This is a genomic window from Sinanaerobacter sp. ZZT-01, assembly GCF_035621135.1.
GTDB lineage: Bacteria > Bacillota > Clostridia > Peptostreptococcales > Anaerovoracaceae > IOR16.
Map to the genome: position 1 here is coordinate 2,431,684 of NZ_CP141728.1, position 13,973 is coordinate 2,445,656.

Consider the following 13,973-nt stretch of genomic DNA (forward strand, 5'->3'; position numbering starts at 1 on the left):
AATGCTTACACGATATAGAGAATTATATAATAAATTAACACATTCCCAAGCTTTTAAAGAAGATGGGCAGATGGATAATTCCAAGATTAATAAAGGTAATTTTACACCACACAATTTAAAAACAATTGGGTTCGGAGCTAATGGTGCTCTTTGTACCTATTTTACTACAAATAATAGTACTCCACGAAAGATTGATATTATTAGATTTAAGGATTTATATACCAATGACCCAGAATACCTTAAAACACTAAAAGAAGATAAGGGTATGATAGATGCTTTGGTTGACGGGTTAAAGTCTAATTATGTGGAAGAAATATTGTTGTTTGCAAGTGATTTTACAGAAGAAGAATTGCAAAAGGAAGTATCCAGATTACAAAGGTTTGCCACAAACGGAGAAACAGCAAAAACAATGAAAAGATTAAAAGGAATTGTTGTTGTAAAAGATATTTTGACTGATGACTATTTAAAACTAAACCCAAATAAATCGATTGTAGACCAGTTGGCAAAAGCAAACGTATCTTTAGAGGTTCTTGTAGAGTTTAAACCAGAAAGAAATAGTTTGGGCTTATTACTTAATCAGGGTTTGGATACTGTACAGTATCCGCAGGATACTAAGTTAGCCAATTTTTTTGATGAAGAGCAGAAAAGAGCTGAACAGGCTCAAAAAGATAAGATAACAGATGAAAAGAAGAAAATAGAACCCAAGAAGGTAGAAGAAGAACAAGTTGAATATGATTATCAGTTAATAAATGCTGTTGATTCAACTATTGAAAAACTTGAAGAGTTTTATGCTCCTTTATGGGGAAATCATTTCTTTGGGTTATTACATAAAGATGGTATACAGTTTTCACGTTCTGATGGAAAAACCAACAGAACCACATTATTTAATGCAATGTATAAAGCTTGGGCAACAATAGCTTTAAATGGTGCAGATTCTGAAAGCATTGATAAATTTCAAATTAAGTATGGTGTTGGGTATATTCCAGGATTTCATTTTAATGTATTGAAAGATAAACCTATGTGGGACAAAAGTTTTAAGCGCAAATTAACAGATGAGTTGTTGAAAAAGTATAATCAACATTTTTCAACAAACCCTGAAAAGATAAATGAAGTTGAAAAGGGTGTAACCAATTGTTGTATTGTTAAGAGCAATGGTAAGAATCAAGTTATACTTAGGATGACGGGTATAGATGAAAACAACCTTGAATTATTTAAAACGACTTTTGACACTTTAGTGGGTAAAACCTATTTAGCTGGTAGTTCTAAAGGAATAATAGCAAGTGCAACGATTGAGAAAGGTATATTAAATCTAACCTATATTATAGATTATGAGTCTTTTAAGAATGAAGTCTTGTTTGCATATAAACAGTACAAAACGGGTGATATACCTTCCCTGTCCAAAACTCTGATGGGGTTAAAGTTAGACGGTACACCACTAACTGTAAATCTTATAGACCCAAGGAAGATGTTAACCACAATTATTGCAGGTTCTCGTTCTGGTAAAGGAACTATGACAATGGGGTTATTATCTACAATTTTTGGTTCAGGTGGTAGTGTGGTATATTTAGACAATAAACCAGATATAGCAGCAATGCTGTGGGACTTAGAAAGAGAATACTCAAGTCAAGGGTTAAAGTTATTAGCCTTAGATGTGGGTAAAGAGGTTCATGAGTTTACAGGTGCTACACCAGTTCGTTCTGGTCCTATGAATTTGATTGACGAAGATAAGAGAGAGGAAAGTTTGTTTAGGACTTTGAGATTAGCTAAACTTTTTCAATTTTTTAGTTTTATAGGTACATATAATACTTTGGTAGAAAGTAAGACAGGTGTAGATGCGAAAAATCTGTTTTTTATTATAGATGAATTGACTTCTATGAATATTGATTATACTAACCTACTTATGTATGCAAATAAACAGGCAAAAGAATATTCTGGTAGAGCATTAAAAAAGGCAGCAACAGATGAGGAAAAGTATTTGTCAGAGTACTATACAAAGTTAAATACTATTCTTCAAGATATAAATAGTAGTATGGCAAAAGGGTTTAACAAGGATTGGGGTATGTCGGGGTTAAAGATGATAGCCATAGGGCAACAACTGAACTCAAGCTGGAAAGTTCAAGGTGCGGAATTTACAAAATCCTTTGCAGGTCGAGTGATTGCTAATTCACACACCACATTTGCCGGTCGTTTGCAAGCAAATACTGACACATATACTTTTGACGAGGCTCAAAGTCGTTTGGCTAATGAGAGTGGTGTTTTTGTATTGGCTGATAAGATACCCTCCCCTTCAGATACTATGGGTTCAAAATCCTTAGGGTTGCCAAAAGACCCAGCAGAGAGATTTACACAATTCAGAAGTTACTTCTCTTTAATAAAGAATGATTTTAATTATGAAGAGTTCCAAGCTGAGGGTAAGGAAGTATACTTAGCTAATCATGGCAAGAGATTTACTAGCCAGTTTTTAGGTAATTATGCAGGAAAGAGTGAAAGTACATTTAATGCTGTATTGAATGAAATATATGATTTTGAGAATGGTTGTAATCGTGATGAAATTTCTTTCACAGGGTTATTAAAAGTAATGCAAGAGAAATCCGGTATAGATGATACAATTTTAATTTCTAATATGAATAAAGGTTATAACCTTATAGATACTGTATTTAGAAAAATGGGTATTGGGTCTTACTCCTGTGTTGAAGAGTATTTGTGTGATTGTAGTCCCGAGAGTTTATTTACTCAAGATGAATTAGTGAATATGTTTAACGGTATTAGACCAATGAAGAAACAAGACACAAAGTATGATGAAGATGAGGTTATAGATTTGTTTGAAGATGATGAGGAATTAGAACCAGATGAAGATAAAGAACCAAAAAACAGGTTTGAGACTTCAACTTCTAAACCACTTGAAAATACGGTAAAAAGCAAAGTAGCTACTCAACCACAACCTTATAGTACTTCTCAAAAACCAGTTGAGAAAAACAAAGAAGTTAAAATACATGCAGAGCCTTTGAACATTGATAAAAGTCCGTATACTTCCTATAAGCAAGCAGGTATAGAGAACACAAATATAGCTAAAACAGTAACTCTACATAAAATTTCTAACATCATTATAAAAGATATTATTAGAGCTTTTGACGGTGTTGATAGAATTACGTCTTTTGTTGTTGATATGAATGAAAAATTGATTATAAATGATGTTTATTATCAACCTACTTTTAATGAATCATTCATTAATTCTTTACCTATTGATTTAGAAGAGAAAGTGCAAAGTGGTAGATTAGCAGAGTTGTTTTTCTTTAAAGATTTATTTAGATTTAATAACCTACATACTTTTATAATTGAAAATGAGATACTTGCTCATGGTCGTATAGCAAAAGAATTAGGGTTATTACCAAGGTCTGGTGTAATTGGTGGTTTTGGTTTTACAATTGGTGGGGGTAAAAAGTATAGTCACTTATTTAAAAAATTTCCTGTATTGCAGTACATAAGGATAGGTTCTAAAATTGAATATTATAGGGATAATCCTGATGCAGTTACAGATGAGGATAAATTACTTGATAGCTATAAAAAGAAACCACACAGAACAATAGCACAACAAGGTAATGGGTATAGCCGTATGGATGCTGTTTGGGATTCGAGTCCAGTAAGGCTTATGGCGGGTGCTTTTGGTTGGACAATGGCGCTTAAAACAGCAGTATTAGCTGCAACTATATTTGGTCCTTGGGGCTTAGCTTTTGGAGCTATTGTTGCAGCTAAGACCTATAAACATGTTAAAGAGAACATAGTTGTTAATTCAAATTCTGAATTAGGTAAGAAAAAAGAAGAAAAACAAGGACAAAGTACAAAAGCAAAAAGAAATGATAAATGGGGAGAATGAGAATAAGAGAGAAGGAGTTCAAGTAAACTCCTTCTCTTTTTACATAAGACACAGTGTTAATAAAAAATTCGCATGTTTTATAGAATAAGAGCATGTGTCCTAAAATATTGGACAGTAAGAAATATATTAAGTATAAGAAGTGGGGATAGCCTTCCTCCACTATTATAAGGTGCTTACAACCTTCTACTTAGTAGTAAAGGGCGACTAAGGTACTTCCTTAGTCTGTGTATCTCCCACAAGAACCTGTAGATTAACTGGACGTATGATTTGGTGTGTTTTGTAAAAACGATAAATTTACTGTAATGGGGTCAGCAATCGAAAAATGTTGATAGTCGGCAGGCGACGATAAAAGGAGATTATAGTGATAGTAGAATAATTAAGGTGCAACTCCTTAAATCACTTGAGATACGTCTGAACACCGTATCTTTCTTTTTCCAATATTTTATTTACTTGAGAGTAGGGTTCCTAACAACCCTACTCTCATATTTTTTTATCTAAATTTTATGTAGTCATATTTTTCATCTTAAATTGAATAGGTTTTTTTTTCTTTTTACACTGATTTTCGTGTGGATATTTTAGAAAATAAACCTCAATTTTGCTCTAATTTATGGTTAATGGGGTTATTTGTGCAGATGCATTCCAACTCGCAAGGTTTAAACGAGTTTTAAACCACCCTGGACGAGTTATAAGGGGTCTTTATAGTGTGAGTAGGGTAATTCTACCCTTTGGGTGTAGAAAGCCGTTACAGGGCGAATTTGACCACTATTAAAAATCTCTTGATGTTAAAAAATCAAGAGAAATCAAGGATTCGACATCTTAACATCATTAAAAATAAAGACTTTGATTCTAAAACATCAAAGGATTTGATGTTAAAGAGTCAAGCTTTGATTTCAAAACATCAAGCAGTTGATGTTTTAACGTCAAGAATTAATTTTTTAACATCAAGAAAAAAGGCCTTCCCGATTCAAAAAAGTTACGTTAGGATGATGTCACAAAATCAAGAAAACGAAGGAGTTGATTAGGTTGGGTAAAATAATTTGTATTGCAAACCAGAAGGGTGGGGTTGGAAAAACCACCCTAACTGCAAACATTGGAGCTGCTTTAACATTAGAGGGTAAGACAGTACTCTTAGTGGATTTGGATGCTCAGTGTTCTTTAACAATGTCCTTTGGGTATGACCCAAATAATTTTGATAATTCTATTGTAACTGTGCTTGATAACCCTTCTAAGGTGGGGCAAGCAATTTTTGAAACAGATGTTGAAAATCTAAGTATTCTTCCTGCATCCACTATGCTTATAACAGTAGATTCTAATCTTATAAGTAAAAGAGACAGGTATGAAAGATTGAAAAAAGCTTTAGACAAGGTTAAACCTCTATTTGACTACATTTTGATTGATTGTTCGCCAGCACTTTCTACTATAACAATTAATGCTCTTGTAGTAGCAGATTATATCCTAACTCCTGCTGAAACAAAAATTGCTTCTCATTTTAGTTTAGATGCATTTGTTTCAACGATTGAAACAATGAAAGCAGTCAGAAACCCCAATTTACAATCGTTGGGTGTGGTAGCAACAATGTATAACTGTCAGGCTAACGAGGATAAGGAAGTTTTAGCAAGTATTCAGACCAATAATGTTCTTTTAGGGGTCATTAAAAGAACAACTGCTGTATCTTCTGCTGTGAAAAAAGGACTTCCCTGTGTTTTAGTAAATAGGCGAACTGTTGTGGCTCAGGAATTTCGTACTATTACAAACAAGATTATTGAGAAAGTTGAGGGTTAAACCATGTTAAATAAAGAGGTTAAACAAAATCCTGCCCTTCTTGCTATGTTGGGGTCTGTAGAGGATGAACCTAAGAAGGAAAAAGTAGAAAAAGAAACTAAACCTAAGAAAGACCCCAAAAAGGCAAATCCAAAGGGTTATGAAAGACATAGAGGTAAGGGTGGTACAAAACCTATGTCTTATTATATTCCTGACGACCTTATTAAACTGTTGAATATAAAGGCAGCCAAAGAGGATAAGACAAAATCAGAAATTGTCGTGGAAGCCCTCAGAAAGGTTCTAAAGGATGAATTAAAAGAGAGTAAGAAGGAGGATGCAACAGCATGAAATTTTTAGATTTCAGCAATTATGGTAATACAAGAAAAAAATATCTGCAGGAACAGATACAGCAAGAAGACCACAATCTCCTATGCTATTCCAAAAATCTACTAATGACAGAGTCTAAGGTTGGTTACAGCAATGAGTGGGGCAACACTAAGGAGAGGGTTGCATTAGTTCAACAAATGTTGAATGAGATTCCTGATTCTCAGGGTATCTCGACATATGTAGGTCGTATATTTTGTTGGTTCAAAACTGATGAGGGTAAGTATTTGGTCAAGTTGGAGGTTTCAAGTCCTATCAAGTCTTTGAAACCTGACTCTATCTATCATATCTTTTTTATCACAGAGGAACTTTACAATATTTGGGTTTCCAAGTATGAGTCAGAGTTTCAGAAAAGATTGAAAGAAGACCAACCCGATATTTTGAGGGTAAAGGTTAAACAGACAACAATTTATGAAATGAGTTGGATAGAAGATTGGTATGAGGAGGTTTAAAATATGGACAAACAAGATTATATAGATAGTATCTATAACAATATTATAGGACCAGACGACACCTTTGAATTTGGGTGTAAACAATGTGGAAATTGTTGTAGAACCAGAGCAGACCCAATTATGCTTACGGGTTATGACCTGTTCAACATTGCAAAAGCAACTAACTTAACTCTGATTGAAGCAATGGTAAAATACACTGAATGTATTTCAGGTGCAGATTCAAGGCTGCCAGTTGTAATTTTAACAGAAAGACTTGATGGTAGTTGTAAACTTCTTAGAAAAGGAAAATGTATGATTCAGCAAGATAAGCCTTTAGTTTGTAGACTCTATCCTTTGGGAAGGTTGTTTGATGGTAAGCAGTACTCTTACTTCACACAAGATGCTTGTAAGGGTGAGGGTCAGAAAATTAAGCTGAAGGATTGGTTGAATGAATTTAATATTCTTGATTATGATGAAGCAAGCATTCTATGGGGCAAGCTGGTTTATGGTGCAGCCTTGTATATGCAAAAACTTCTCAAAGAAAACTCTGAAAAGGTAGAAGCTTTTCAAAAATCTTGTCTTTATGCTTTTTACTGCTCACATGATTTAGACCTTTCAATCGAGGAAAATTTGAAAAGAAGTATAAGCTATTTACAAGAAAAATATGAAGGGTTCAAAATAGAGTAATTCTAATACATATACTACAACAGGAGGGGTCATCCCCTCCTTTGTCATGTAATAAGATAATTTCTAAAAACTTTTTTCTATTGTAATATCAAAGCAAAAACGTATCACCCTGCAGTTATATAAAATAATGGGCATAAAAATAGACACCCTTACAGTATATAATTAGAAGGGTAAATAATAAAAAAGTTGTACAAAGTAACATTGGTAGTAATAATACAATAAGAATAAAGATAAAAGAAGAAATAATCCTTGTTGTGATGTTCTTTGCAGTTTGTTTATCAGTATGTTTGATTGCTGTAATGAAGTTTTGGGTTTAATATATATTAGGCTTGAAATTAGTGTTTTGATTGTTCGAGAGTTATATTTGTTGTTATTAAGAATTATATTTAGGTTGTTTGAGTAGTTGTATAGAAACCCAAATTGCACAAACAATTTGTAGAGCTAGGACACTTTGTAATAATCCCAACAATTAATAAATCAAGTTCAAGATAGGGGGATGCTCCGCGGAGCATCCCCCTATCTAATGTTAAAATGGTTAGTTAGGTTGATTTGATACATTATATGTATCAAAGGTCAATAAATCTGAGATAGAGAACGATACTATAATTCGTAGAGTTTTCAATCAAATCTAAGTCTATCCTAAGTCTGTTGAAATACTTTACCATTTGTCCAAACCCACTAACTTGAATTATCATTTTTTCAAGGTAAGGTTTTTCTGAGCAACCAAACCCTTCAAAAGTAAGATTACTAGATTTTTGAGGTAAGGTTTTTCTGAACCTCAAAAATCATAAAGGTAAGGTGCTTGATAATTAATATTTTTTAAAATATTATAGCAATTCAAAACATTGTCATTACGTTATCTAAAACAGTTGAACACACAGTTGTAATTCATCGTTTGACTTTAAACAAGGTGTCTTCAACATAAATTTTAGCAACTTATAGTATATAATTAAGGAGCAGTATAATTTATCGTAATTTGTGTTTCCACTATTCAATACAAAAGGGTATAGAGAATAGAAAGCAGTTATAAAAGTTTGAAAGAGAATCAGATAAATAAAGTCCTCATATCAAGGGTATTGAAAGAAAAGGGTATTAGATAATAGTAAGGGTAAATCTGTATAAACCAACTCAGCATTTATATTTCAATTAATTCCGTATGAGGGTGTGCTGCCGGCAGCACACCCTCATACTCAATATAGGTTGGTAAGGTTGATAAATTGGTAAAGGTCAGTAGGGTTGTTAAGGGTAGAGTGGTTTAAGTCAGTGGAGCTCGTAGAGCATACCAATCAAGTCAAGCAGATAATCAAGGGTAAAGTCGTAGAGTAGATTAACCTTCAAGGGTATAATAGATTGAGTAATATGGTTTGTCTGTGGTTTGTAAATTTACCAGTAAAACAATCAAAGGGTATAGCAGCACTTCCCTACTCAACCTTTTTATTCTACCCGTAAAGGGATGACACCCGGGTGTCATCCCTTTACTCTAAGCTAGGTAAATTTATCTGAATAAGTATATAAGGGTATTTTAGAGAGAGGACATTACATCAATCAATATCAAGGGTATATGGGCCTTAGTACAAGGGTAATTCAAAGCACTTTAATGAGCAACCATTCAACCTCACATTTTATATTATTCTTATCCTATCTTCATCCGTAAGGGGTTAGGCGTCATGACGCCTAACCCCTTACTTAAAGTTTGTTGAAAATCGTAGAGTTAATGTTGAAATTAATAAATTTAGGATTACAGAAAAGTCCTTCAAATTAGGTCCAAACTATCAAAGTGTATTTAAACCTTACAGTTTCAACATTATCCCTTCTTTTATCTTTCTCAAATTACTTATTCTTTATCTACAAGGAATACAGGGTATACCTCGTAAATATTTTGAGATTTTTTTAATCTAATTTCTCTCAAATCATAGTTCAATAATCAGAAACAATTAAGATGGTCTTAAAAGAAAAATATTTTAGTCCATCTTTTACTTACACATGACTCACAATTATAAATCACATATTTTAAAAGGGTATGGGACATGACAGTCTTTTTTAAGGGACCTCGTTTTATATTAAGTAAATCAAAAAAATATAGGAAAGAGGTCATAGTATGTATCAGTATAAAGTAAAGGGTATAGAGAAAAAGGGTAAAAGAAATATTTATAGCATGGAGAATATCATAACTAAAGAACAATTTACAACAACAACGAGTGGATTGGCTATTCTGATATCAAATGGTTCTGTAACAAATGCAGTAGTAAAGGGTAATAAGATAGAGGAAGTCGTAGATGTATTGAAAGCTTTAGATTCTATTTATTTAAGAGCAGATAATTGTAAGATAGAGAACAAGGGTAATAATTTTAAGGTTTATGATTTTAATAACAGAGATATGACCCATGAGATTTACAAATTTATTTGTAGATTAGAAGGTATTAGTATAAAAGAGGCTATTTATATAAAGGGTATTGATACTGTAAGTCAGTTTGTAAATGTTTTAAATCAGTTAGCTTTTAATTGTCAGTTGGTATTCCCACGTTATCAAGCAGGGATGTTAGTCAATTCGTTCACAGAGATATAAGATTAAGGGGTACTACTCCCAAACATAATGAAAGAACCTGCTAAATTAGCAGGTTCTTTCATTATAGGTACGTATTAGTCTGTATAAGGCTGAGTGGTGTCTATAACAACCGTGCTGTTTTTAGCATTCCATGTAACACTAAAATTAAAGGTCTGTCCTAAATCCCTTAGTTTGAAGTAATTGTTTCCATTGATATTGTAAGCAGTAAGGGATACTTCTACACCGTCTTTATAAACTGTAGAGGTGCTAAGGGTGGAGTTCTTAGATAAACCGTCCCCAGGGGTAAGCTCTCCACCTGTGGTCTCGTATGCTGTACCACTCAAAAGGTTAATCGCATTCTTTGAACCATCCCAAGTTACATTGAACTGCTTATCTGTACCCCTGATAATCTGGGCAATATCTCTCAACTTGAAATAATTGTTATTGTTGATATTATAAGCGTCAAAAGACACTTGTTTGCCATTTACTGTTACCTTTGAATTGGTTGGATTGGCTGTTGCTGTTGTTGCAGGGGTTGTAGGAGTTGTTGGAGTAGTAGATGTGCCAGTTGGCTTATCTGTTACTACAGTTACTGCATAATAATACTTCTGACCACCTTGCTCTACTGTAATATCAAAACTATTATTATTGTATTCTGCATCATACCCAAACTGCCAAGTTAGACCCTTACTCCAAGTACCATTCGTTTTTGTGGTTGCATAAGGAGTGATATTATCTCTTGTCAAAGTCCAATGACCTGAAGCATATGTGTTATCTGTTCTACCTGTATCCAATTCATTTGTTGTATTCCAAAGTTCAGAATAATGATACATGAACTCTGTACCATCTTTATCTGCTCTCATACAACCGTCTTTGCTGATTTTTACCCAAGTTACATTGATTGTCTTACCATTTTCATCCAGAGGGGTAATGTCCTTATGAGAAACATAGTTAGAGAATGTTACTGGACCAATCTGTTTGGTATAATTCATTGCAGGGAAATTGGTTGGGGTTGTTGGAGTAGTAGGCGTAGTAGGAGTAGTAGGGGAAGTATTATCTGTGTAGACATACTTGATACTATTATCCTTACAATACTGCTCTGCATAACTACCCTTTGTAACCTTATAAGTCTTAGAAGCATTAAGGGCATTCTTACCCATTTCCTTTACTGTGGAAGGAATTGTGGTTCCTGGAGCATCCTTTAAAGCACCAGCACCAATGATTTCAAGACCCTCATTCAGATTTAGGGTTACTCTGGTCTGATTTGCAAATACATCCTCACCAATACGCTTTAGGGTGGAAGGTGCTGTGAAAGTAGTCAGAGTTGCCTGAGTACCTGCCATAAATGCACCGTCATCAATGTTAACGACCTTTGTAGAAGAAAGGTCTGCTGTCGTAATCTTCGTTCTGTTAAATGCACTGATACCAATATATTTAAGGTTAGTCAGTTCACTGAAATTGATAGAAGTTACTGCATCTCTACCATCCAAAGTCTGAACACCCAAAATAACTACACTTGTAGGGAACTTAATAGAGGTTACACTGGTATCAGGATTTGCACTAAAGTTCCAAATGCCATCACCTTTTAGACCCCTGATACCACCAAACGCATTTGACTCACCATAAATAACCTTTGCTGTATCCTGCCACTTTACACCTTGAGCATTGATAGTTGTATCACCAGACTTATAATAAGTTCCATTCTTGTTTTGAGACATGCTACGCATTGCACCATAATCTTCAGCACTCATTGTCAGATAATCACTATCTGTAAAATCGGATACACTTGCTGCAAATGCAGGAATGGTTGTTAGCGAAAGTACCATTACTACTGCAAGCAGGCTGGAAAATAGTTTTTTCATATTGTTTCTCTCCTTTATTTGTATGTTTCTTGTGTGGGTATTTTTTTTTATGTAAAGTCCAAATAGGCAAGCCATCTGGACTTTTATTTTTATTCTAAGCTTATTTTACTTACCTATACCACTAAATATTGCTGAACTATCAAAGTTTACGGATTCTTTTGAACCGTCATACCAAGATTCTAATACCTTTGATTTTGAATCTGTGTCTGCACGATGGCTCATCATAAACTTATTGTCACTATTCATTATTTTTACTGACACATACATATTTGCTATTTGAGATTTTGATACGGCCTCACCATCTGCAACAAAGTAAACTGTCTTAGTTTCACCTGATTTTAGGTTTACTTCAATATTATTTGCAAAATAATCACCATTGGACTTGTAAACATCAGATACAAATTGGAAAGTAAAGTCTTTTGAAATCTCTGTTGGTAACTGAGGAGCTGTGAAGGTTACATAAACACCCTTGCTGTCTGAACCTACTCTTATACCCTGTAAGGCTTGTAGGTCATACTGACGGGAATAAGCTGACCTTAACATACCCTGAGTTTCACCTGCTTCTGTTATTACATAACCTGTAACTACAGGAGTGGATGGGTCTGTTGAAGGGGTATCTACGGAAACAGAAGGACGTGATACATAGTTCATTACCCTACAAAACACTGCTGCGATTTGAGCTCTGGTTGCTGTGTCATGAGGATTAAACTTGCCATAATTGTCACCTGCAAGCAAGCCATTGGAATAGGCTTGTAAAACCACATTCTGTCTTTCAGGAGAAATGGAATTGAAATCCTTTATCTTATTCTGAATACCAGAAGTGATATTTAAGGTTTCACCATTTGCCTTTGCTATATTCACCAAAATATAAGCCATATCCTCACGGCTGATATTAGCATTTAAAGATGCTGGTGTACTTTCAAAATCTGAACTTCTAATTAAATTACTCTCAATGGCTGCATTATAATTTGGTGTAGCCCAATGAGCATAATTACCCGCTTGTATCTTATCTGACGCTACTAAACGTGTAGAGATTGCAAGGAACTGACCCAACGTTACACTTCCATTAGGGTTATACGTTCCTACACCATTAACCGGTGCTGTTGTACCTGCTATTGCTCCCTTGCTTACCATTGTCATAATGTCTTTGTATGCCCAATGGGAGGAAGGGACGTCATTAAAGGATGTTACCGAAGTTTGTTCTTCTTTTGGTGTTTCTGTTTCAACACCAGAGAGAATACTATCGAGAGTAGCAAGAACAGTTTCAGTGTTTTCATAACCAGTAAGAGTAGATTTAAATAAAGTTAGGGTGTCTTGAATGTCTTCTTTTTCTTCTTTAGATGCATTAGTATAGATGGTTTTTATATATAGTAGTTTAGTATTGTATTCGTATACCTTATCAGCATCTAATTTCAATTCAGGTTCGTCTAGCTCACCATTCACAAAGCGACTATTACCTTTAGTATAAAATAATTGTGTACTTTCCTCACCAAAGAAATCTAAAAGGTCTGCTAGTGTTGCGCCCTCAGGGTTTTTACCGTTTAGAATATTTTCATATTCATTAAAGGTTAAGTTGGGTATAACTTCATGTACTGCAGTGACTATTACAGTTAACTCATCCAAAACAGCTTTTTTATCTGATTCTGTATTTGCTAAATTGTATTTTTCTATAAGTTCGTAATATGAAGTCATAGCATCAAACAACTTTATATTGAGTTTGGGTATGAGAGGATTTTCTTGAAGGTTATCTTGTTTTTCTTGTATGGAGGTTCCTTCTTGGTCTATAGAGATTGTTACATTGCTTGCAGCAGCATAAGAGGGTATAGACAAAGATAGAGCCAAACTGACTACTAAAATTCTTGAAATATTTTTTTCATTTTTTCTATTCATTCTTCACTTCTCCATTTATAAAATATTGGTAATTTATAACTACCATGGTTATAATAGTATATAGCAGAAGAGAAAAAAACACAAGATTGATGTCATCTCAATCTTGTGGAAAATACACGTATAAAAAAGAGCCTATCAAAATGATAGGCTCTTTAAAATTCTAGTAGCTTGTAAGGTTCTATATCTAAGCACTGTGCTATTCTTAGCAGAGTAGTCAGTGATATTGGTTTGTACATATTTGGTGCTTCTATTTGCCCCACATAACTGGTCGCCACACCAAGCTTCTCGGCCAAATTTTCTTGTGTCAAACCTTTAAACTTCCTATAATAGGCTATTTTCAACCCTATTTGTTTATATTCTAATTCAAATTCTTTTTCCATACTCACACCTCATGCTCTTAGTTATTACCTTTAATTTTAAAATAAATGCATTTAGAGTGGTATCTTGTAAAAAGAAGATATATCCAACTACAGTAGTTATAACTATAAGCGGTACAATTATATATATAACCAAGTATTGTGTTTTAAAAGAAGTTACGT

10 protein-coding genes are annotated in these 13,973 nt (G+C 34.0%); 7 read left to right on the forward strand and 3 right to left on the reverse strand.

From position 1 onward, the window contains the following. The first annotated feature begins 1 nt into the window (after position 1). From U5921_RS11665 to U5921_RS11695, 7 genes are all read left to right on the forward strand, one after another. A complete protein-coding gene (locus U5921_RS11665; RefSeq protein ID WP_324823532.1) occupies positions 2-3,874 on the forward strand; it encodes a hypothetical protein in 3,873 nt (1,290 codons plus the stop codon). A 725-nt stretch (positions 3,875-4,599) separates the two neighbouring features. Beyond that, positions 4,600-4,896, forward strand: coding sequence for a hypothetical protein (locus tag U5921_RS11670; RefSeq protein ID WP_324823533.1), 297 nt, complete (start codon positions 4,600-4,602; stop codon positions 4,894-4,896). 1 nt (position 4,897) lies between these two features. Then, positions 4,898-5,656: a ParA family protein gene (locus U5921_RS11675; RefSeq protein ID WP_324823534.1), complete on the forward strand. Its 759-nt coding sequence runs from the start codon at positions 4,898-4,900 to the stop codon at positions 5,654-5,656. Positions 5,657-5,659: 3 nt separating this feature from the next. Further along, positions 5,660-5,983, forward strand: coding sequence for a hypothetical protein (locus U5921_RS11680; protein ID WP_324823536.1), 324 nt, complete (start codon positions 5,660-5,662; stop codon positions 5,981-5,983). After that, positions 5,980-6,471 (forward strand): hypothetical protein, encoded by a 492-nt coding sequence (locus tag U5921_RS11685; RefSeq protein ID WP_324823538.1) that lies wholly within the window; start codon positions 5,980-5,982, stop codon positions 6,469-6,471. Before U5921_RS11680 ends, U5921_RS11685 begins: the two co-directional genes overlap by 4 nt. A 3-nt stretch (positions 6,472-6,474) precedes the next feature. Next, complete coding sequence (locus tag U5921_RS11690; protein WP_324823540.1) at positions 6,475-7,137, forward strand: YkgJ family cysteine cluster protein; 663 nt, start codon at positions 6,475-6,477, stop codon at positions 7,135-7,137. A gap of 2,098 nt (positions 7,138-9,235) precedes the next feature. Further along, entirely contained in the window at positions 9,236-9,703 is a 468-nt protein-coding gene (locus U5921_RS11695; protein ID WP_324823542.1) for a hypothetical protein, read from the forward strand. A 74-nt stretch (positions 9,704-9,777) separates the two neighbouring features. Here U5921_RS11695 and U5921_RS11700 read toward each other — a convergent pair whose 3' ends face one another. The 3 genes from U5921_RS11700 to U5921_RS11710 all read right to left on the reverse strand — a co-directional run bounded on the left by U5921_RS11700 (position 9,778) and on the right by U5921_RS11710 (position 13,814). Then, a complete protein-coding gene (locus U5921_RS11700; RefSeq protein ID WP_324823544.1) occupies positions 9,778-11,619 on the reverse strand; it encodes a leucine-rich repeat protein in 1,842 nt (613 codons plus the stop codon). 30 nt (positions 11,620-11,649) lie between these two features. Continuing rightward, positions 11,650-13,434, reverse strand: coding sequence for an S-layer homology domain-containing protein (locus U5921_RS11705; protein ID WP_324823546.1), 1,785 nt, complete (start codon positions 13,432-13,434; stop codon positions 11,650-11,652). Between the two features lie 152 nt (positions 13,435-13,586). After that, positions 13,587-13,814 carry a helix-turn-helix transcriptional regulator gene (locus U5921_RS11710; protein ID WP_324823548.1) on the reverse strand — a complete coding sequence of 76 codons (228 nt, stop codon included), beginning with the start codon at positions 13,812-13,814 and terminating at the stop codon, positions 13,587-13,589. Between the last annotated feature and the right edge of the window lie 159 nt (positions 13,815-13,973).